General features: G+C 56.5%; 19 protein-coding genes and 1 tRNA gene. 16 read left to right on the top strand and 4 right to left on the bottom strand.

Features of this window, described 5'->3' with window-relative positions:
* The first annotated feature begins 5 nt into the window (after window positions 1-5).
* The 8 genes from rdgB to HMPREF0183_RS11500 all read left to right on the top strand — a co-directional run bounded on the left by rdgB (window position 6) and on the right by HMPREF0183_RS11500 (window position 8,530).
* Complete coding sequence (gene rdgB, locus HMPREF0183_RS11535) at window positions 6-596, top strand: RdgB/HAM1 family non-canonical purine NTP pyrophosphatase (RefSeq protein WP_005886342.1); 591 nt, start codon at window positions 6-8, stop codon at window positions 594-596.
* Between the two features lie 138 nt (window positions 597-734).
* A complete protein-coding gene (locus HMPREF0183_RS11530; RefSeq protein WP_040349115.1) occupies window positions 735-1,373 on the top strand; it encodes a hypothetical protein in 639 nt (212 codons plus the stop codon).
* Window positions 1,366-1,791: a hypothetical protein gene (locus HMPREF0183_RS11525; protein WP_005886338.1), complete on the top strand. Its 426-nt coding sequence runs from the start codon at window positions 1,366-1,368 to the stop codon at window positions 1,789-1,791. Before HMPREF0183_RS11530 ends, HMPREF0183_RS11525 begins: the two co-directional genes overlap by 8 nt.
* Window positions 1,792-1,996: 205 nt before the next feature.
* On the top strand, window positions 1,997-3,502 hold the full coding sequence (locus HMPREF0183_RS11520) for an ABC transporter substrate-binding protein (protein WP_005886336.1): 1,506 nt from the start codon (window positions 1,997-1,999) through the stop codon (window positions 3,500-3,502).
* Window positions 3,503-3,507: 5 nt separating this feature from the next.
* The gene (locus HMPREF0183_RS11515) at window positions 3,508-4,455 is read left to right on the top strand and encodes an ABC transporter permease (protein WP_005886334.1); all 948 of its coding nucleotides are present in this window, start codon (window positions 3,508-3,510) and stop codon (window positions 4,453-4,455) included.
* Window positions 4,455-5,279 (top strand): ABC transporter permease, encoded by an 825-nt coding sequence (locus HMPREF0183_RS11510; protein WP_005886332.1) that lies wholly within the window; start codon window positions 4,455-4,457, stop codon window positions 5,277-5,279. Before HMPREF0183_RS11515 ends, HMPREF0183_RS11510 begins: the two co-directional genes overlap by 1 nt.
* Window positions 5,279-7,042: a dipeptide ABC transporter ATP-binding protein gene (locus HMPREF0183_RS11505; RefSeq protein ID WP_005886330.1), complete on the top strand. Its 1,764-nt coding sequence runs from the start codon at window positions 5,279-5,281 to the stop codon at window positions 7,040-7,042. Before HMPREF0183_RS11510 ends, HMPREF0183_RS11505 begins: the two co-directional genes overlap by 1 nt.
* 87 nt (window positions 7,043-7,129) lie before the next feature.
* Entirely contained in the window at window positions 7,130-8,530 is a 1,401-nt protein-coding gene (locus tag HMPREF0183_RS11500) for an amidase (protein WP_005886328.1), read from the top strand.
* A 58-nt stretch (window positions 8,531-8,588) separates the two neighbouring features.
* On the opposite strand, the gene HMPREF0183_RS11495 is transcribed toward HMPREF0183_RS11500, so the two are convergent.
* Window positions 8,589-9,791 (bottom strand): zinc ribbon domain-containing protein, encoded by a 1,203-nt coding sequence (locus HMPREF0183_RS11495; RefSeq protein ID WP_169309679.1) that lies wholly within the window; start codon window positions 9,789-9,791, stop codon window positions 8,589-8,591.
* Between the two features lie 108 nt (window positions 9,792-9,899).
* Here HMPREF0183_RS11495 and HMPREF0183_RS11490 point away from each other — a divergent pair, with 108 nt between their 5' ends.
* Window positions 9,900-11,087 (top strand): cell division protein PerM, encoded by a 1,188-nt coding sequence (locus HMPREF0183_RS11490; RefSeq protein ID WP_156798286.1) that lies wholly within the window; start codon window positions 9,900-9,902, stop codon window positions 11,085-11,087.
* Here the strand turns inward: HMPREF0183_RS11490 and HMPREF0183_RS11485 are convergent.
* Complete coding sequence (locus HMPREF0183_RS11485) at window positions 11,076-11,510, bottom strand: cyclin family protein (protein WP_005886322.1); 435 nt, start codon at window positions 11,508-11,510, stop codon at window positions 11,076-11,078. The genes HMPREF0183_RS11490 and HMPREF0183_RS11485 overlap by 12 nt on opposite strands.
* A gap of 60 nt (window positions 11,511-11,570) precedes the next feature.
* On the opposite strand from HMPREF0183_RS11485, the gene purN reads away from it, so the two are divergent.
* From purN to HMPREF0183_RS11460, 6 genes are all read left to right on the top strand, one after another.
* Entirely contained in the window at window positions 11,571-12,185 is a 615-nt protein-coding gene (purN, locus tag HMPREF0183_RS11480; RefSeq protein ID WP_005886320.1) for a phosphoribosylglycinamide formyltransferase, read from the top strand.
* Window positions 12,178-13,710 (top strand): bifunctional phosphoribosylaminoimidazolecarboxamide formyltransferase/IMP cyclohydrolase, encoded by a 1,533-nt coding sequence (gene purH, locus HMPREF0183_RS11475; RefSeq protein WP_005886318.1) that lies wholly within the window; start codon window positions 12,178-12,180, stop codon window positions 13,708-13,710. Before purN ends, purH begins: the two co-directional genes overlap by 8 nt.
* A gap of 145 nt (window positions 13,711-13,855) precedes the next feature.
* Entirely contained in the window at window positions 13,856-14,032 is a 177-nt protein-coding gene (locus HMPREF0183_RS12930) for a hypothetical protein (protein ID WP_156798285.1), read from the top strand.
* Window positions 14,033-14,109: 77 nt separating this feature from the next.
* A complete protein-coding gene (locus HMPREF0183_RS11470) occupies window positions 14,110-15,228 on the top strand; it encodes a CaiB/BaiF CoA transferase family protein (protein ID WP_005886314.1) in 1,119 nt (372 codons plus the stop codon).
* 10 nt (window positions 15,229-15,238) lie between these two features.
* Entirely contained in the window at window positions 15,239-16,372 is a 1,134-nt protein-coding gene (locus HMPREF0183_RS11465) for an acyl-CoA dehydrogenase family protein (RefSeq protein ID WP_005886312.1), read from the top strand.
* A 142-nt stretch (window positions 16,373-16,514) separates the two neighbouring features.
* Window positions 16,515-16,697: an antitoxin gene (locus tag HMPREF0183_RS11460; protein WP_005886310.1), complete on the top strand. Its 183-nt coding sequence runs from the start codon at window positions 16,515-16,517 to the stop codon at window positions 16,695-16,697.
* 67 nt (window positions 16,698-16,764) lie between these two features.
* Here HMPREF0183_RS11460 and pcrA read toward each other — a convergent pair whose 3' ends face one another.
* Both pcrA and HMPREF0183_RS11450 read right to left on the bottom strand, forming a co-directional pair.
* A complete protein-coding gene (pcrA, locus tag HMPREF0183_RS11455; protein WP_005886308.1) occupies window positions 16,765-19,074 on the bottom strand; it encodes a DNA helicase PcrA in 2,310 nt (769 codons plus the stop codon).
* An 81-nt stretch (window positions 19,075-19,155) separates the two neighbouring features.
* Window positions 19,156-19,515 carry a hypothetical protein gene (locus HMPREF0183_RS11450; RefSeq protein ID WP_040349120.1) on the bottom strand — a complete coding sequence of 120 codons (360 nt, stop codon included), beginning with the start codon at window positions 19,513-19,515 and terminating at the stop codon, window positions 19,156-19,158.
* 51 nt (window positions 19,516-19,566) lie between these two features.
* Here HMPREF0183_RS11450 and HMPREF0183_RS11445 point away from each other — a divergent pair.
* A tRNA-Gln gene (locus tag HMPREF0183_RS11445) sits at window positions 19,567-19,638 on the top strand.

Genomic DNA, 19,638 nt, shown 5'->3' with positions numbered 1-19,638 from the left:
TAGCCGTGACTCGTTTTGTTCTCGCAACCCACAACGCCGGTAAGAAAGTTGAACTGCAGGCGATTCTGTCGCAGGTGATTCCCACCGCCGAGGTCGTCACGGCTGGCGAGCTGGGATTGGCTGATGTTGTTGAAGATGAGCTGACGTTCGAAGAGAACGCGCTCATTAAGGCTCGCGCTGTTGCTGAAGAGACCGGCTTGCCTGCGATTGCTGATGATTCCGGTCTGGTCGTTGATGTGCTGGGTTCTGCGCCGGGGATTCTGTCTGCCCGCTGGGCGGGGGAGCACGGCGATGACCGCGCGAACCTGGAGCTGCTCCTTGCACAGTTAAGCGACATTCCAGACCGTGGGCGCGGTGCTCGCTTTGTGTGTGCGGCCGCGTACGTGAACGCCGGCGCCGAGGTGGTATGTACCGGGGAAATGCGTGGCACGATCCTGCGGGAACCAGTGGGAGACGGTGGCTTTGGTTACGACCCGATTTTTCAACCAGACGGCGAGAACGTGAGTGCGGCACAGCTGTCCTCGGAAGAGAAAAACGCGATCAGTCACAGGGGCAAGGCGTTGCGGAAACTCGTGGCAGAAATCGCTCCTGTGTGACGCATGTGTTGACGGCGGAATAGGCGCGGATTTGGGCGCAGTGGGCCACCAGAATGGTGCTAATCTTTGGGTAAACAATAGTACGGATGCACGCATGTGCTCACGGCAACTCATATGGCCTTTCGAAAGGGAAGACCATTGGCACGTTTCATTCGCTCAATTGTCGTAGTTACCCTCGTAGCTCTTGCTACTTCCGCATGCGCAATTGGTGTAATCAGCGAAGAAGAATTTGCTCAACAGATGTTTGAGCGTGGAGGAGGCATCGCAGCGCCACGGGTCGAACAGGCGCTCCATGACTTCGCTCAGCACGGTGGGTATGACGACGTCGAAAAAACTCAACTTCGGCGAATCAGTTTTCAGGGTTCAAACTTTTCGTTCGTTGGTGATGTGCTCAACGCACAGAATCCGGTAGAAAACGACTGGGTTTTCTCACAGCCCTCCCGGAAGGCTTCGCCAAGGGAAAACAGCACTGACTCGTATTTCTTGGCACAAGATATTCCGACTATTTTTCGTAAGGATCCTGCCACTCTCATCCGCAATATGCGTGACGAAGTCGACGGAGCAGAAATCACGGGCTTTGACCTCATGGTGCGAGTAGGCAACGAAACGATTGTGGCTGACGCGCAGGGAGCAGCCCCCGGGGGCGAGGTTCAGGACGCACCTGTTCCCCAGCGCACAGAGAATGTGTCACTGCACGGAACCGTGAAAGGTCCGCGAATTGGACTTGTGAGCTTCGAATTTGATCCTCAGACCGGGGAGGTCATTTCCCGTGATTAATTCGTCAGCGTCGGTTGGTCAGCAGCGGACAAGCCAAAAAGAATCTCTAACCGCTAAAAGCAAGAAAAATAGCTTCGGCGGGCTTCTTGTAGCCGGTGTGGTCTCGTACATCATCGCTGGATGCATTGTGGTTTTCCCTATCGAGTTAATGTTGCCTATTCTCGATGCCCCACTTGCGCCGTTATTGTGCAAAGAACCGGGGGCGGAACTCATTAGCACCTCGGACGAATGGACCAACAGCGAAGGTGAAACAAGCGTCAGCGTCACCCGTTTCTGCGTTTCAGAAGCACAAGGGGTGCAACATCTGACATTCATGGATCGCCTGCCGGTGCGCCTTGGTCAGGCTGCGGTGGCTTGGCTACTGTTTGTCGTGTTGGTCAAGATGCGAGCTGCAGGTGCGCGCCGTAGGCGTTCGTGAGGGCTAGAAGCACTTAGTGTGAGCGGGGTCTGGTGGCGCCCCCGCACCCCCCAAAAACATCGGCGTCCCGGAATGTGCGTTGTGACATGGGACGACACTGCGTGTCGGCATGTGAACCAGTTTCTGAACATTCGTTAAATCTTTTGTAATCTTCATTACAGTGTGTGGAGTCGCCGGAGCCTCCACGAACGGAAGAAGGAGTCACATGAAAAAGCGTTTTGGCCTCGCGCTCGTAGCTGCAGCAAGTTCACTCGCACTTGTGGGATGCAACGCGGGGGCGTCATCATCGGGTTCCTCTGAGGCACGCACCGACATGGTGGTGGCGCACACAGCGGAACCGGCGAACCTAGACTTTACAACCTCGGCCGGGGCTGCCGTGCCTCAAGCACTGATGGAAAACGTCTACGAGTCGCTCGTTCGGATTGACCAAGAAGGACAGATCCAACCTGCGCTCGCCGAATCGTGGGACCTGTCTGAAGACCGCAAGACCTACACCTTTAAGCTCCGCAAGGGTGTCAAGTTCTCCTCGGGAGCCGATTTCACTGCTGAAGACGTTAAGTTCTCATACGAACGCGTGAAGTCAGACGAGTGGAAGAACGCGTTGAAGTCCAAGATGGACGTCGTAGACTCGATCAACGTTGTCGACGACGCGACGGTGGAAATCACTCTGTCCCACCCATCCAACCGGTGGCTGTTTGACCTGGCGTCTTTGGTCGGGGCGATCTTTGACCAAGACGGAGTATCCGACCTCGCCAACAAAGCCGTAGGAACCGGCCCGTTCACGGTCGACACATTTACACGTGGTCAGCAGATCGTGTTCGCTTCCCGTGACGACTACTGGGGCGAAGCACCAAAACTGGACAAGGTGACGTTTAAGTACTTCAAGGACCCAGTAGCAAGTGCCAACGCGTTGAAGTCTGGCGAAGTGGATGTTCTTGCTAACCTCCAAGCACCCGATCTTCTATCGAGCTTTGAAAAAGAAGGCGACAAGTTCAAGGTGGTTGAAGGAACCTCAAACGGTGAGGTGCTGCTTGCTCTGAACAATGCAGACGGCGTATTTAAGGACAAGAAGGTCCGCGAAGCCGTCATGTACGCGCTTGATGAGCAGGCCATCATTGACACCGCGTGGAGCGGCCACGGAACACTTATCGGGTCGATGGTTCCACCCACTGACCCTTACTACGAAGACCTCAACGACGTTTGGCCACACGATGTCGAAAAAGCTAAGAAGCTTGTCGAAGAAGCAGGTGTGAAGGACCAGACGGTGAAGTTCACCGTGCCAAACCTTCCGTATGCCACCGCATCTGCCAATGTCGTTGTTTCCCAGCTCGAAGCCGTGGGACTGAAGGCGAAAGTTGAAACTCAAGAGTTCCCGGCAGTGTGGCTGGACAAGACGTTCACCAACCATGAATACGACATGTCCATCATCAACCACATTGAAGCTCGCGACATTCTCACGGTCTTTGGTGAGGGCTACTACACGGGATATGACTCAAAGAAGATCAGCGACATCGCTGCCAAGGCTGATGAAGGTTCAGAAGAGGAATACACAGAAGGCATGAAGCAGGTTGCACGCACCATCACAGAAGATGCAGCCGCTGGCTTCCTTTTCCTCTTCCCCAACCTGGTTGTGACCAACTCGAAGGTCACTGGGGTAGCAGAAAACCAAGTCTCTGACGCATTCCGTATCGCCGACCTCGGCTGGGAGTAACCGCTTTGACAAGCTACTTTCTACGTCGACTGCTCCAGTTCATTCTGACAGCGGCAGTCGCCTCGGTGGTGGTGTTCGCACTCATGCAAATCCTGCCGGGTAACGCCGCGCAAGTTGCGTTGGGAACGAGTGCCACCCCCGAGGCCGTAGCAGCTTTGGAAAAACAGTACGGCTTGGATCGCCCCATCGTGGTCCAGTACTTCGATTGGATCGGTCATGTGCTCATTGGTGACTTTGGCACGTCGTACGTGACGGGCGCGCCGATCGCTCCGGTCATCGCGAACTCGATTCAGGTCACGCTTATTGTGGTGCTGGCGTCAATGGTGGTTGCCCTGGCCATCGCAATTCCGCTGGGTACCCTGGCTGCTGTCAACCACAAGAACATGTTCGGTTCGTTGATTTCCGGTGCCAGCCAGATCGGCGTGGCGATCCCGAACTTCTTAGCGGGTATCTTGCTGGTCATGCTGTTTTCGCTTCAGCTCGGATGGTTCCCGTCGTCTGGGTGGAAAGCGCCGGCAGAAGGATTTGGAGAATTTCTGGTCCGCCTAGTGCTTCCGGTCTTTGCGCTCGCTTTGGTTCAAGCTGCCATTTTGACCCGGTACGTGCGTTCGGCGGTTCTGGAAGTCATGGGTGAAGATTTCTTGCGAACCGCCCGCGCTAAAGGTCAAACAAAAGGTCGCGCGCTCATGAAGCACGGTCTGCGAAATGCCGCGATCCCCGTTGTCACCGTGGCCGGTGTGCAGTTAGCCACGTTGCTCATTGGGGCCGTTGTGATCGAGCAGGTCTTTGTGATCCCTGGGATGGGGTCAGAACTGGTTCGCGCAGTGAGCAACCGTGACCTGATCGCGGTACAAGGAATCGTTTTAGTGCTTGTGGTTCTGGTGCTTGCACTTAACACCATTATTGACCTTCTGTACCCCATACTCGACCCGCGTGTGAGGAGGGCCGCGTAATGAACAAGCGAATCTTTTCGCACATGAGCCTCATCGTTGGCCTGGTGTTTGTGGCCCTCATCATTATCACCGCGCTCATCAGCTTCATCTGGACGCCGTATTCGCCCAACCACATGGACGCTCGGTTGTCTGGTTCTACGCCTGAGCACTGGTTAGGAACCGACCAATACGGCCGTGACACCTTCACCTGGGTCATGATGGGTGCGCGGATCACGCTGTACGTGGGTGCCGTCGCGGTGGGAATCGCGGTTTTCATTGGTGTGCCTTTGGGCATTTTGGCTGGCATGACCAACATTGGGTGGCTGTCCAGCCTGATTATGCGCACCAACGACCTGTTGTTGGCGTTTCCAGCGCTCTTGCTGGCCATGATTTTCGCTGCCGCCTTGGGGCCGGGAACCTTGCCTGCCATGATCGCGGTGGGAATCGCGTCGATCCCCGGATTTGCGCGAGTAGCCCGATCCGGGACATTGCAAGTGATGAGTCGTGAATTCATCATGGCTGCGAAGTCTGCAAATCGAAGTGCGTTCGCGATCGCGCGCACACACGTTTTGCCTAATATCGGTGGCATGGTGATCGTGCAGTGTTCGGTTGCGTTCGCGCTGGCTATTTTGGCCGAGGCGGGTCTGTCCTTCCTGGGACTAGGTACCCAGGCGCAAACTCCGTCATGGGGCAGGATGCTGTACGACGCACAGCAACATTTGGAAAGCCACCCAGGACTGGCGATTTGGCCAGGCATCGCAATCGCGATCGCGGTGTTGGGCTTCAACCTGTTGGGTGACGGTCTCCGCGATCGACTCGACCCCAAACTGAAGGGACGGTCGTGATGTCAGAACTTTTACACGTCAAAGACCTGCGCATTGCAACAGACACCACGGAGCTCGTGCAGCCTCTGTCCCTTGACCTTGCGCCAGGGGAACGGGTGGGGTTGATCGGTGAGTCAGGTTCAGGAAAGTCCCTCACCGCCTCGGCGATCATGGGACTCCTTCCAGATGAACTGCACGCCTCAGGGACCATTGAACTTCAGGGTCACGCCGGAAACCTGCTCACGCTCAGCGACGCCCGCATGTCCAAACTGCGTGGAAAAGACTTCTCAATGGTGTTCCAAGAACCCATGAGCGCGCTCAACCCGCTCATGCGGGTGGGCGACCAAGTAGCTGAAGTCATGAAGCTCCACGGAAACACCACAAACCTGCGCGACAAAGTCATTGATCTGTTGACGCAAGTGGACCTGCCGGACCCACAAGCCGCCGCAAAAGCCTACCCACACCAACTTTCAGGGGGCCAACGACAGCGCGTGGTGATTGCGATCGCAATGGCGAACTCACCTCGGCTATTGATTTGTGACGAACCCACCACCGCGCTCGACGTGACCGTCCAGTCAGGAATCCTGGACCTCATTGGGCACAGCGTGCAGAAAAACAACACGGGACTTTTGTTCATCACCCACGACCTCGCGGTCGTTGCGCGCGTGTGCGAACACGTAATGGTGATGTACAAAGGGGAACTCGTCGAACGAGGCACGGTCACAGACGTCTTCACTAACCCGCAACACGAATACACGCGCGGGCTGTTAGCCGCCTCGGACCTGTCTGCAACCGATGAAAACGGACGCCTCTTCACCATCCAAACCGCCCACAACTATCGGCTCGAAGAAGAACACGACGCCGCCCGGGAGACCACCAGGGCGGCAGAAGGTACCGAGGTGGCGGAAGACACCGAGGTGGGGGACACCTCGGTAGGGGGGAGTGTCAAGGTGGCGGGCACCTCGGGGAAGGAAAACCCTGGGACGGTCGTCCAGATCCGTGACCTGAAAAAGGACTACGAACGCAAGTCAGGGCGCCTGTTCGCGCCACCCCACAAAGTCCACGCGCTCAAAGGAATCGACCTGACGATCCAGCCGGGGCAACGGTTCGGAATCGTGGGGGAGTCCGGTTCAGGAAAGTCGACCCTGTTGAAGATCTTGTCTGGGTTAGAAACAGCGTCAAGCGGGAAAGTGACCGTGGGCGACTACGACGTCACGGCTGGGGCGGAGGCGGACATCCGCAAGGTTCGAGAAGACCTGCAGATCGTGTTCCAAGACCCGTTCGCGTCGCTTGACCCGCGCATGAAAGTGCGCGAAATTGTCGCTGAACCGCTCATCGCAATGGGGGTTCCCGCCAACGAGCGCGTCAACCGAGTGAGAGAAATGCTCATCGCGGTCGGGCTCGACGAAACAGCAGAAAACCGGTACCCACACCAGTTTTCTGGCGGGCAGAGGCAACGTATCTCGATTGCGCGCGCCCTGGTGTGCAGGCCACAGATCTTGGTTGCCGACGAACCTGTTTCAGCGCTCGACGTTTCGGTTCGCGCGCAGGTCCTTAACCTGCTTACAGACCTCGTTGAGGAATACGGCCTCACCTTGATTTTTGTCAGCCACGACCTGTCTGTAGTGCGCTACCTGTGTAGTGATGTTGCAGTCATGAAAAGTGGCGAGATTGTGGAAACTGGGACAGTCGACCAGATCTATGAAGCACCGTCCCACCCGTACACGCAGAAGCTCGTAGCTGCGACTCCACAACTTGAGGATGCACTGTCGCATCACGCATAAACAACCACGTGGTGACCGGGTGACGGGGGCACCACACAGTCAAAATACGTCGATACACGTCGACATATCTGCAGGAAGGAGCGCATTATGCTGGCGGATCTGTCCGCTCAAGAAGCAACAGCTGGATACGCAAACGGGGAGTTTAGCCCAGTTGATGTGCTCGATGCGGTCGCGGAGCGCATCGCTGCGTGCGAACCAACCATTAACGCGCTGTGGGACAACGCCACGGCAGACGGGCCAACCGCGGAACGCACTCGACAAGCGGCACAGGCGTCAGCCGAACGCTGGCGGCGTGGCGAAGCGCTGAGTGCCCTCGACGGTGTGATGGTCACTGTGAAAGAGAACATTGCGCGTGCCGGGGTCGCGATGCCGTCAGGAACCCAGCCGGGCTCGCGTATCCCAGAGAAGGACAACGCGCCAATTGTGGACCGGCTGGAAGAAGCCGGGGCCGTCATCGTTGGTTCGACCGTCATGCCGGACTGGGGCATGCTGTCCTCCGGGGTGTCTTCACTCCACGGGATCACCCGTTCGCCAATCAACCCGGACCTGACAACGGGAGGCTCGTCTTCTGGTGCTGGTGCGGCCACTGTTGCAGGCTATGGCCCGATACATATCGGTAGCGACATTGGCGGTTCGATCCGCCTTCCTGGAACGTGGTTGGGACTGGCGACTCTCAAGCCCAGTTTTGGCCGCGTTCCGCTTTCCGTTCCGTATCAGGGACGTTGCGCGGGGCCGCTTGCTCGTCGCACGAGTGACGTGATTGCGGCGATGGAAGTGATTGGACGTTCCGATGCGCGCGACTATTCTCAGCTCCCACCGTTTGAAGGGGCTTATCAGACCAGTTTTGATCCGGCTTCCGTGCGCGTGGCCGTGCATGTGGACGCTGGGTGTGGAATGGACGTAGATCCGCAGGTGGCCGAGGTGGTGCGAGGCGCTGCGCGCGCGTTCGAGACCGCGGGTGCTCAGGTGGAAGAAATTGAACCATTCATGGATGACGAACTGCTGAGCCTCATCGATCTGTTCTGGCGCGTGCGGTCATACAATGACCTCATGAAGCTCAGCGAAGAAGACCGTGCCCGCGTGCTTCCGTATGTTGTGCAGTGGTGTGAAGTTGGGGCGGACGTCAGCGGTCCTGAACTCATGGACGCGTATAACTCGATCCATAGGATGCGGAAACGCACGGTGAGTGCAACTGAACCATATGACCTGGTGTTGTCACCGGTGGCTCCCGTTGCGGCGTTTCCTGCTGAGTGGCCTATGCCGTTTAACGATCCGACTCAGAGCATGGGGCACACGTCGTTTACTGTGCCGTACAACATGTCGGAGCAGCCGGCATCCACGGTGCACGCGGGTTACACGGACGACGGGCGCACTGTGGGAGTCCAGGTTGCCGGTCGTCGTTTCAATGATCCGTTTGTTCTGTCTGCATCGCTGTGGTTGGAACAGGCCCTGAACGTGGAGCTTCCCGCGCGTACCGTGGGAGTGTAGCCAGAAACATGTGGGCCCCCGGACGTAGCGTCCGGGGGCCCACATGTGTGAACTACGGTCAGTAGTCCTCAATTTTCACGGAGTCACCTTCGATGAAGACTTTTCCGGCCATCTTGAACTTCATGTTGTTCACTGACTTCCATGCGTTCTTTCCGGCCCGCTTTGAGTCGGCCGTAAACGAGGCTTCGCCTTCCTCGTTCGTGTAGTACACGCCGTTTCCAAGGGCTCCGGAGTACGAAACGCGTATCTTAGGTCGCTTTTCGAGCTTCCAGTGAACGTCGCCGTCTTTGACGTCGTCCTTAATCTTTACGCCCTGAGACTCTGACGTCGTGTCCACGGAGAAAGGGCATCCTTTTGGAGCGAAATTACCCGACTTGACGCATTCGTCGAGTTTTTTGTTGATGAGGTTTTCAACCTCTTTGTTCAGTTCGTCTTTGACGTCTGTGCGCAGTCGAACCTCTTGCGGCTCGTCTTTGTCTTCTTCGCTGAGGAAACCCAGGGAAATGGACTGCTTGTCCCCGGTCAGGAACTTACTCTCAGGCGATTCAACCTCGTATGTGCCGGGGAAAACTGCGAACACGGTGGCCCCGGGTTCAACGTTGAGTTCTTCACCGTTGACCTTGAGCTTGTCGGAAGGTGACTCGAGGGTCACAGGCTGAACCTGGGGGCCTTGCATCTGCCAGTCGTCGAAGAACAGGCCCTTCTTGCCCTTCTTTTCAGCGTGCAACTTCACAGAATGTTCTTGACCGCTGATGGTGTATGACAAGCCGATCTGTGCGGTATCGCCCCTTCGTTCAACGTTTTCAACCGTGACGTCTTGAATCTTGTCGGGAGACGACTCAATAAAACGGGGGTCGAGCAGTTCTTCGCGCGCACCCTTGGGCACGCGAACCTTGGCGATTTCGTTGGCTTTTTTCATGTCGCCGGCGTTGACGGCATCAACGTATGACTGTGCGAGGGCCTGCGGGCTGTGCTGTTGTTTGTTGACAACATTGACCACAATGATCCCAGCGACAACCAGAAGGATGACACCTGCAACCGCGGCGAGCGAAATAATGAGTGGGGCCTTGGAAGATTTCTTCTTTTGTGGCCCAGCTTGAGGGTTTCCGTAACCTGGAGCGGGCGCCGGCCGAGGTGGCTGGTTAGGTCCCGTCCCCATGGGAGTTTGGGGTGCGGAGCCGTTGTTTGGCGTTCCGTTGTGCTGCGGTGGCCGGGGTGGCTGCGGCGGCATACCAGGGGGGAAGTTATTCCCTGAACTCATATAATCCTCACAAAACGTCTATATATACCGTCTCCAAGGTATCACGCAGGCCCTATGTCGGGTGTGTCTTAATTGGAACACCCGTTGCTGGGACGGCAAGATGTATGTGTGCCAAAGACTTCCCAATCGTTCAATGAGTTTGCCCGTCCTGTGGGGCTCGGTGCGCTGGCCGGCGTCCGTGTCCTTGTTGTTTTTGTTCTCAGCGCATTGGGTTTGTCTTTTGTGATGTGGCTGGTGGCGGTGGCCAAAATGTTGCCGATTGCCACGATTCCTGACTGGGCAACTCGAGGTGCGTTAGCGGCTTTCGGGTTCCCGTTCGAACAGGCTGATTTCGCTCTGAGCTTGCCTCCTACGTTGCTTTCGCTCGTGATCGCGTGGCAGATGTATCGCGCTGGCAAGTCACTCCGTGCAGAAGACAGTGTTTCTTCCGAAGACCTGCTGAAAACTCAACTGTTACGGCTGACCGGTCTGTCACTGAGCGTTTTTCTTGTCATTGCGGTTGCGCTTGTGGCCAGCGGTGCCCCCATTACTGGCTCTGCTGTTGTCCGTAGCATCATTCTTCTTGTCATCGCCCCGGCTTGGGGCATCCGTATAGGTGCTGAGCATGTAGCACGTTGGTGCGACGACCGTTTGAGCTTTGCGTGGGGTGATGCTGTAGACGGTTCAGTGGCGCTTGTAGCGCGGTTGCTTTTCGCTCTTGTTATTGCCGCGCACATTGTTTTTGCGGTTGCCGTGTGGAGGAATTTTTCCGCCGGCGCCGAGGTCGTTTCTTCTTACAGCGCGCCAGTGGTTGCCGCTGTTGGGCTCGGTATTGTGCAGGCGATGTTTGCGCCTACCGTGTGGGCTGCGACTCTGACGTGGGTGACAGGTTTTCCGCTTCAGTTGGGTGGTGACATCCACGCTTCAGCTATGTCCGGGTTTGAGGGTCCGCTGCCTGCCATTCCGACTTTTTCGGTCATTCCACACTCGCCGCATCCGGCAGGGATTGCGTTGGTAGCTGTTCCCGTTATTGCGGTTGCGATGGTGATTGCGTTTTCGGATATGGCGACAGTGCAGAATTCCGTGGTCGCAGGTACCCAAGCGTTTTTTGCTTTGGTGCTGACTTCGCTGTTTTTCTTCGGTGGAATCGGTCCGGGAGGCTTGCAAGCTTTGGGTGTGGTCCCGTGGACGTTTGTGGTGGCAAGCGCCGTTTGGCTTATTGCCGGGATTGGAATTGGCCTAGGGATGAAAAAACTGCGCGACTTCTATGTCTCAACGTCTACTTCTCAGGGCTCGGACCCTCAATCAGCTGGGTAGGGGCTGTCCGGTTATCTGCTCGTAGAGTTCCTCGACACCTTTTTTGTATTCGGTTTGGCATGCGACGCTGGCCTCTTGAGTGATGGCAGAGGTTGTGCATTCTTCGAGCGATTTTTGTATGGGGTACAGGACGAGCGTTCCGGCGGCGGCTAGGATGCTCATCACTGAGGCAACCACACCGATGACTGAAAACACGAGCATCGCGGCAGGACCCTTAGTCTTCACACATGCGATGAACAGGCGGATACCCCAGATGAGTGCACCGATTGAAAACACGCCTGCGAGCAAGGAAAACGGCAAGCGGTAGAACGAGAACATGAAGGAAAGCGCACACAGAGCTAAAAATGTGTAGCCCAAGCGCCGGCGCTTTTTCTCATCGGGTCCGATCGCGTTGTTTTCAGTCGTTTCATTCTTGGGAGGCATCACGTGTCTAAGTGTGGCATACGAACCCAAGCGGTGAACTACAAGGCATAGAATGGCGACGTGCGTATTCTTCTGTTGGCTTCTGGTTCAGGGACATTAACCCAGGCGGTTTTAGATGCTGCCGGGCCCTACAACGTTGTCGCGGTGGGGTCAGATCTTCCTGACGCCCCGGTTTTGCAACGCGCTGAGCAGGCGGGCGTCGATGCGTTTAGTGTGGATTTTTCCTCGTATGCGGATCGTGCGGAGTGGAACCGAGCACTCGCTGATGCGGTTGCGAGCTATCAACCAGACTGGATCGTGTCAGCCGGCCTGATGAGGATTCTAGGACCAGAATTTGTCTCAAGGTTTGCAGGCACAATCATCAACACGCACCCTGCTCTTCTCCCAAGCTTTCCGGGCGCCCACGCGGTGCGCGATGCCCTGGCCCATGGAGTCCAGGTGACGGGTACGACTATCCACCTCATCGATGAGGGCGTGGACACGGGCCCCATTATTCGTCAGTTTCCTATTGACATCCGCCCCACTGATACTGAAGAAACCCTTCACGAAAGAATTAAAGAAGTCGAGCGGGCACAACTCGTGCGACTTCTATCCGATTTGGCGACGCATACGTTGACTCTCAACGGGCGCCGCGTCACTCTCACACCAGCAGAAAGCGAGTCCTCACGTGTCTGAACAACGCCCTATTCGCCGTGCTCTCATCAGTGTTTTTGACAAGACCGGGTTAGAAGAGTTCGCTCAGAGCTTGGCATCTGCAGGAGTCGACATTGTCTCGACAGGTTCAACAGCCTCGACGATCGCACAGGCAGGCGTCACAGTCACCAAGGTGGAAGAACTCACCAACTTCCCTGAGTGTCTGGACGGGCGTGTGAAAACGCTTCACCCGCGTGTCCACGCGGGGATCCTTGCTGACACGCGCAACCCCGACCACATGACGCAATTGGCAGACCTGAACATCGAAGCGTTTGACCTGGTTGTGGTGAACCTCTACCCGTTTAGCGAAACGGTTGCCTCCGGTGCAGGGTATGACGACTGCATTGAAAAGATCGATATTGGTGGCCCTTCCATGGTGCGGGCCGCTGCGAAGAACCACGCCTCCGTCGCGATCGTGGTCGACCCCGTTGACTACTCTTCTGTTGTCGAAGCTGTGCAGGGTGGCGGTTTCACACTCGAGGATCGCACGGCGTTTGCGGCAAAAGCGTTCGCACACACCGCGGCGTATGACGTTGCAGTCGCGTCGTGGTTTGCATCACACAGCGAGACCCCGGAGTTCTTTGGGGCTACGGGGCAGTTGAAATCCAGTTTGCGGTACGGCGAGAACCCGCACCAGGAAGCGCGCGTGTACGCAACCGGTGGGGGACTGGCATCTGCGAAGCAGTTGCACGGAAAAGAAATGTCGTACAACAACTACCAAGACACGGATGCCGCAGTGCGCACTGCATATGATTTCGACGAACCTGCTGTGGCAATCATTAAGCATGCCAACCCGTGTGGGGTAGCGGTGGGTTCCACGATTGAAGAAGCTCACACACGTGCTCATGAGTGTGATTCGGTTTCTGCTTTCGGTGGGGTCATTGCGACAAACCGGCCGGTGACGGTGGCACTTGCGGAGCAGATCGCACCTATTTTCACCGAGGTCGTTGCCGCTCCGTCCTTCGAAGAAGGTGCCGCTGAGGTTTTGCAGAAAAAGAAGAATATCCGCCTGTTGGAACTGGGGGATGTGTCGTTTGCTCCAACCGAGTTCCGATCGATCAGCGGTGGGATCTTGGTTCAGGAACGTGACGTGTACCAGGCCCCAGGCGACAAGCCAGACAACTGGACGTTGGCTACTGGCGAACCTGCTGATGATGCGACACTCGCCGATCTGGTGTTTGCATGGCGAGCGGTTCGGTCGGTGAAATCCAACGCAATTCTGTTGGCAAAAGACGGTGCTTCCGTGGGAATTGGAATGGGGCAGGTCAACCGGGTTGATTCGGCTCGTTTGGCAGTATCGCGTGCAGGTGAAGAGCGTGCGCGCGGATCTGTTGTGGCGTCTGACGCCTTCTTCCCGTTCGCTGACGGTTTGGAAGTGCTCATCGAAGCTGGGGTTCGCGCGGTGGTGCAACCTGGCGGGTCGATTCGCGACGAAGAAGTGATCGAAGCTGCACGCAAAGCCGGTCTGACGCTCTATTTGACGGGTACTCGCCATTTTTTCCACTAAAAGAACTCGGACGAAACGACGAGGTCGCGGGCCGATTTCCAAACGGTGGATCGTATGGAAACGCAGGTTTTCCAACCCTACCGGCCGTGACTGGGCCTTGTTGGTGACCCTTCTGTGGATTCTCACGGCCTGCGCACTGGCATTTGTGAGTGTGCTCTATATGGCGGTCTGTTTAGCAATCTGCCTGGTAAGCCTGGCGTTCGTGCGCTTGAGTCCGTGGAACGCGTGGTGGAGTAACCGTAGCATGATTGCCGATGTGACCACGCTGATGATTCTGGCTGGTGTGGTGTTGACACTCGCGCTTACAGTCCCTGGAGTGTAGGTTATTTTGTCCGACTAGCTGGACACTGGTGTGCGGGAGAAACTGAATGTTCAAGCCCAGGCTGGGACAATTGATGTATGTCACATTCACCGTTTTCTGGCGTCACAATCGTAGATTTCTCACGAGTGCTTGCCGGTCCCTACGCGACCGCGATGTTTGCTGATCTAGGTGCTGAAGTCATCAAGATTGAAATCCCCGGTGTAGGCGATGACGCGCGACACTTGGGCCCGTTTAAAGATGGAGAGAGCGTTTACTTCTCCGGTCTCAACCGCGGAAAGAAGTCGGTCGAAATCGACCTGAAATCCGATGAAGACCGTGCGCGTTTGGACACTCTTCTAGAGCGTGCCGACGTTGTTGTTGAAAATTTTCGCCCCGGAGTGGCCCAGAAGTTGGGTATTTCAGCTGAACAGTTGCGCGCTAAGCGCCCTGAACTGGTGTACGCATCTATTTCTGGCTATGGGCAGGCCGGTAGTTTCGCAAAGAGCCCAGCGTATGACACCGTGGTTCAAGCGCGAAGTGGCCTCATGGCCGCCACGGGAACAGCTGAAAGCGGACCTACTCGTGTAGGCGAGTCCATTGCCGACGTCGCCGCCGGAAACCTCGCGGCCTTTGGGATTGCGGCTGCTCTGTACAAGCAAAAGGTCACCGGCGAAGGTAGCCACGTCGACATTCCCATGTACGATGTGCTCGTTTCGATGCAACCCACCAACGTTGCAGTGTACGACTCGACAGGTGAAGCGCCGGTTCCTTCCGGGAACGCACACCCCGTCACTGCACCTTTTGACACCTACCAGGTGTCCGACGGGCTCATTGTTATTGCGGTTGCAAACGATCGCCTGTTTGCCCACCTCGCTGAAACCCTTGAACGCCCTGAGCTCGCAACTGACGAGCGTTTTCTGACGGACCCTAAGCGGAAAGCGAACGAAGAAGAGCTCCGCACCGAAATCGAAGCAGCACTGGGCTCCCACACCGTAGATTCGGCGCTTGAACTGCTCGGATCCAACGGAATACCGTGCTCAGCGGTACTGGACTTGAAGCAGAGCCTCGAATCCGACCTCGGCCGGGAACGGGACCTCATCCGCACTGACGAACGTACAGGGCACCGCTACGCGGGACACCCACTGCTCTTTGACGGCGAGCGACCAGCCGCCGAACTGCCGGTTCCCCGTCTGGGCGAACACAACGACGAAATCTAGGAGGAAGCACATGTTTGGTGTATCTGACGACGAAAAGATGCTCATCGACGCCGTCGAGGAGCTGTCGAACGAAGTTCTGGAACCCCAGGCCGCGCAAACCGACGAATCTGAAGAGATTCCTCACGAGGTCATCAAGGCGCTCGCGAACATGGGCGTCATGGGACTCAACCTGCCAGAAGAGTACGGTGGCCCAGGAATCAGTTCTGTCGCAATGACGCACATGGTCGCCGCTGTTGCCGGCGGATGCGGATCGACGGCTTCAATTGTTACCGCTCACTACCTGGCCACCGACTCCGTGCTGATCGGTGGAACCGAGGAACAGAAGAAGGCGTACCTGCCACGCGCTGCCAGCGGTGAAGTCATTGGTGCGTTTGGTCTCACTGAGCCAGGTGCAGGTTCCAACCCAGCGGAAATGAGCACAAAAGCCGTGCGCACCGAAAACGGCTGGCACCTCAAGGGAACCAAACACTTCATTACAAACGCCGGGTTCGCAGACTTCGTTGTTGTGTACGCAATTACTGACCCCGAAGCCGGTCACCGTGGCATCTCGGCTTTCTTGGTCGACACCGCCAAGGTCGAAGGAATCGTCGTGGGTGGTCACGAAAAGACTATGGGGCTGCGTGGCTCACCCGTGTATGAAATCTCCTTTGACTGCGAACTGCCCGCAGATGCCCTTCTGGGTGAAGAAGGCCAGGGCTTCAAGACGGCTATGAAGGTTCTAGACCGAGGTCGTATCGAAGTTGCCGCGATGAGTATCGGGATTTCGCGCAAGGCAATGGAGCACGCTGTTGCATGGTCCAAGACTCGCCACATCAACGGCAAACCAATTGCGGCTTTGCAGGCGATCGCGTTTAAGCTCGCCGACATTCACGCGCGTTATCAGCAGGCGTTCCTTGTGACCATGGACGCTGCTCACTCGCGTGACACGGGTGAAGACTTCACTATCAAGTCGGCTACAGCGAAACTGGTGGCATCTGAAGCGGCCGCGTTCATCACGGACGAAGCTCTGCAGATCCACGGTGGTTATGGCTTCACCAGGGACTTCCCCCTTGAGCGTTACGCTCGTGACGTCCGTATCTTCCGGATTTACGAAGGATCGTCGGAGATCCAGCGCACGATCATTGGGCGCCAGCTCACACGCTAACTGAATGAACAGCGAAGAGAACCTGAACGTCGCGTGAGAATCCCTGCATTTCGTCGATGGGCGGTTGTTTCACAAGCTACTGAGTGGAAACGTTAATCACAGGTTGCTGATCGCAACTGTTCACGTAACACGAGGAGGACTAATGGGACTCGGAGACTTCGCAGACAAGGCAAAGGACGCAGTTAAGAGCGAACAGGCTGAAGGCGTTACTGACGACGTACTCGACAAGGGTGCTGACTTCGCTAACGACAAGACCGGAGGCAAGTTCGAAGACCAGGTTAACCAGGGTCGCGACGCCGCTGACGGCCACCTAGGCAACGAGTAAGGACACGCGTTCTTATTAAAGGGGTGGGAGCGAAAGGCTCCCGCCCCTTTTTGTGGTGTCTGGAGTCTTACAGCTTTTGCACGGGCGCGTAGCGCATGAGCAACCGTTTGGTCCCTTCTGAACCAAAGTCCACGTGCGCAACGGTTTTATCGCCCGAACCTGTCACCTCGACGACAGTACCCAAACCAAAGGAGTCGTGGGAGAGAGTATCTCCAACTGCGACCTCGGGAACCTCCCTTTGCGGCCGGATCCGCGAACCGGACCTTCCTACGGAAGCCGCCGTACGCCCTCCCGAGGTGTACCGGCCGGCTGACAGCGAACGGTTGGCTGAGCTTGCAACAGGCGCGGTGACCGAGCCGGTCGACTTCCAATCGATCAGCTCCTCTGGGATCTCTTGAAGGAACCTACTGGGCGGGTTATAGGACGACTGGCCCCACATGGAGCGGGTTTCTGAGCGGGACAGAAAGAGGCGTTGCATTGCGCGCGTGAGACCCACATAAGCCAACCGACGTTCTTCCGCCAGTTCCGTAGCGCTGGTAAACGAGCGCTGGTGCGGGAACGTGCCATCCTCCAAGCCTGTGAGGAACACCACGGGGAACTCCAGGCCCTTAGCGGTGTGCAACGTCATGAGAGTGATTTCGCCGGCTTGAGAGTCGGGGACAGAATCGGCATCTGCGGTCAGTGAGACGCGTTCGAGAAAGTCGTTGAGCGTAGCTTCCGGTTGTGTGTGCTGGAAGTCCTCCGCAACCGCAACCAACTCCGCGAGGTTGTCCACCCGCGATTCGTCCTGAGGGTCGGTACTGCGGTTCAGCCCGTCTAAGTAGCCGGTCTGCTCCATGATCGCTTCAAGGACGCGCGACGGCTGCGCGCCCTGGGACGCTTCGAGGAGATCGCTCAAGAGTTTGGCAAAGGTCTGGAGTGGCCCCAGTGTTCGTTTTGTCATTCCGGGGGCTTCTTCAGCCCGGAGGAGAGCATCATAGAAACTGATGCGTTCGCGGTTTGCAAGTGCCGCAATAAAGGCTTCGCCGCGGTCACCAATTCCACGCTTGGGCACGTTGAGAATACGGCGCAAATTCACGTCGTCTGACGGGTTGGACAAAACGTGGGCATAGGCCAGAACGTCTTTGATTTCCTTGCGCTCATAGAAGCGGGTTCCACCAACCACTTTGTACGGAAGGCCTGCCCTCACCAGGGCATCTTCAATGGCCCGTGATTGAGCGTTGGTGCGATAAAAAACGGCGAAGTCGCCGTACGTGAGGTCTGATTCGTCCATGAGTTCGTCGATCGTGTCGACGATGAACTGCGCTTCTGCGTGCTCAGTAGAAGCGACCCATCCCACCACTTTTTCGCCGCTTCCTTGGTCTGTCCACAGGTTCTTGTCGCGACGGTCGTCGTTGTTCCGGATGACCGCGTTGGCAGCTGAAAGAATGTTTTGGGTGGACCTGTAGTTCTGCTCGAGAACAATCGTCTGTGCGTGCGGGAAGTCTTTTTCAAACTCCACAATGTTGCGAACAGTGGCGCCTCGAAACGCGTAGATCGACTGGTCAGCGTCACCTACGACGGTGAGCTGGCCAGTGGGCTCAGGCAGGTCCGCGCCCGCTAAGACCCGGATCAGAGCATATTGAGCCGGGTTCGTGTCTTGATACTCGTCGACGAAAATGTGCGTGAAGCGTGCACGATAGTTGCGCGCGATTTCGGGATTGTGCGTAAGCAACCGCACGGTTTCCATGATGAGGTCGTCAAAGTCGTACGCGTTAGCTACTGCCAAACGTTCTTGATACCGGCTGTACACCCGCGCAGTCGCTTGCTCTAGCGGGTTGTTTTCCTGAGCTGTGGCTTCGAACTCTGACGCGGTCACACATTCGTTCTTGAGGTTCGAAATACGGTTCCGCAGCGTTTTGGGAGCGAATTTTTTAGGGTCGAGGTCAAGCTCTTTTGTCACCTGCGTAATGAGCCGTAAAGAGTCTTGCGCGTCGTAGATGGAAAAGTTCGAAGTGCGATCCCGCGCCTCTCGCCGCAGAATGCGCACACAGGCAGAGTGGAACGTAGAGATCCACATGCCACGCGCCCGTTCACCCACCAGGGAGGTGACACGATCGAGCATTTCACGAGCAGCTTTGTTAGTGAATGTGATCGCAAGAATCTGCCCGGGGTGGGCCTGGCCAGTCGCCAAGATGTGGGCAATCCGTCGTGTGAGAACGGTCGTTTTTCCTGACCCAGCACCTGCGACGATCAACAACGCCGAACCTGAATGCATCACAGCCTGTCGCTGCTGAGGGTTGAGGCCCTCCAAAAGTTCGTCCTGGTGTGGTGCGATGTGCGCTACAGGTTCTTCGGGTTGTGAATCGGATTGCGAATCAAGGAAGTCAAAATTCATGATGTTTTACTTTTAAGCGACTGGGAGCTGATACACAAACGAGCGACACCGCGCGGGTGTCGCTCGTTAAAACGCAGGCTGTTACAGCGTTACTGCAACGATGACCGCGAGGATTGCGAACACACCGGTCAGGTGAGCCATTGTGGCGGACGGCTGTGGTCCATCGGCTTGGTCGTGAGCCTTCTGCTTGCGGTTGCCAATGAATGCAAAGACTGTGACCAGAATTGCCAGGACCAGTTTGATTCCGATCTTCATGTGGTTGGCCCCACCCATCGCCTCTTGGATACCCACAAGAGCCAGACCTGTCACCAACTGCAGGAAGGAAGCGTGCAACATGCCTGCCTCGACGCGCGGTGAACGCATATAAGTAAAGTAACCACCAACGATGATGGCCATGCCGACAAGGTGCAAAATAAGCAAAATGCTACGCAGAATTTCCATGTTTCCCATCTTAATGGCAAGATAGAAAAGCCTTGTTCATCGTATGAACAATCCGCCCTGGTGTAATGGCAGCACGCCGGCCTTTGGAGCCGTGCAGTCTAGGTTCGAATCCTAGGGGCGGAG

It is taken from the genome of Brevibacterium mcbrellneri ATCC 49030, from assembly GCF_000178455.1.
Taxonomy (GTDB): domain Bacteria; phylum Actinomycetota; class Actinomycetes; order Actinomycetales; family Brevibacteriaceae; genus Brevibacterium; species Brevibacterium mcbrellneri.
This window is presented reverse-complemented; position numbering and strand designations above follow the sequence as displayed.

Excerpts from the sequence above, each read along its gene's own strand:
- HMPREF0183_RS11500 (WP_005886328.1), top strand. The coding sequence starts at position 7,130 with ATGCTGGCGGATCTGTCCGCTCAAGAAGCAACAGCTGGATACGCAAAC.
- HMPREF0183_RS11520 (WP_005886336.1), top strand. The coding sequence starts at position 1,997 with ATGAAAAAGCGTTTTGGCCTCGCGCTCGTAGCTGCAGCAAGTTCACTC.
- HMPREF0183_RS11450 (WP_040349120.1), bottom strand. The coding sequence starts at position 19,515 with ATGGAAATTCTGCGTAGCATTTTGCTTATTTTGCACCTTGTCGGCATG.
- HMPREF0183_RS11485 (WP_005886322.1), bottom strand. The coding sequence starts at position 11,510 with ATGCCTCCCAAGAATGAAACGACTGAAAACAACGCGATCGGACCCGAT.
- HMPREF0183_RS11465 (WP_005886312.1), top strand. The coding sequence starts at position 15,239 with ATGTTTGGTGTATCTGACGACGAAAAGATGCTCATCGACGCCGTCGAG.
- pcrA (WP_005886308.1), bottom strand. The coding sequence starts at position 19,074 with ATGAATTTTGACTTCCTTGATTCGCAATCCGATTCACAACCCGAAGAA.
- HMPREF0183_RS11505 (WP_005886330.1), top strand. The coding sequence starts at position 5,279 with ATGTCAGAACTTTTACACGTCAAAGACCTGCGCATTGCAACAGACACC.
- HMPREF0183_RS11495 (WP_169309679.1), bottom strand. The coding sequence starts at position 9,791 with ATGAGTTCAGGGAATAACTTCCCCCCTGGTATGCCGCCGCAGCCACCC.
- HMPREF0183_RS11470 (WP_005886314.1), top strand. The coding sequence starts at position 14,110 with ATGTCACATTCACCGTTTTCTGGCGTCACAATCGTAGATTTCTCACGA.
- HMPREF0183_RS11510 (WP_005886332.1), top strand. The coding sequence starts at position 4,455 with ATGAACAAGCGAATCTTTTCGCACATGAGCCTCATCGTTGGCCTGGTG.
- HMPREF0183_RS11460 (WP_005886310.1), top strand. The coding sequence starts at position 16,515 with ATGGGACTCGGAGACTTCGCAGACAAGGCAAAGGACGCAGTTAAGAGC.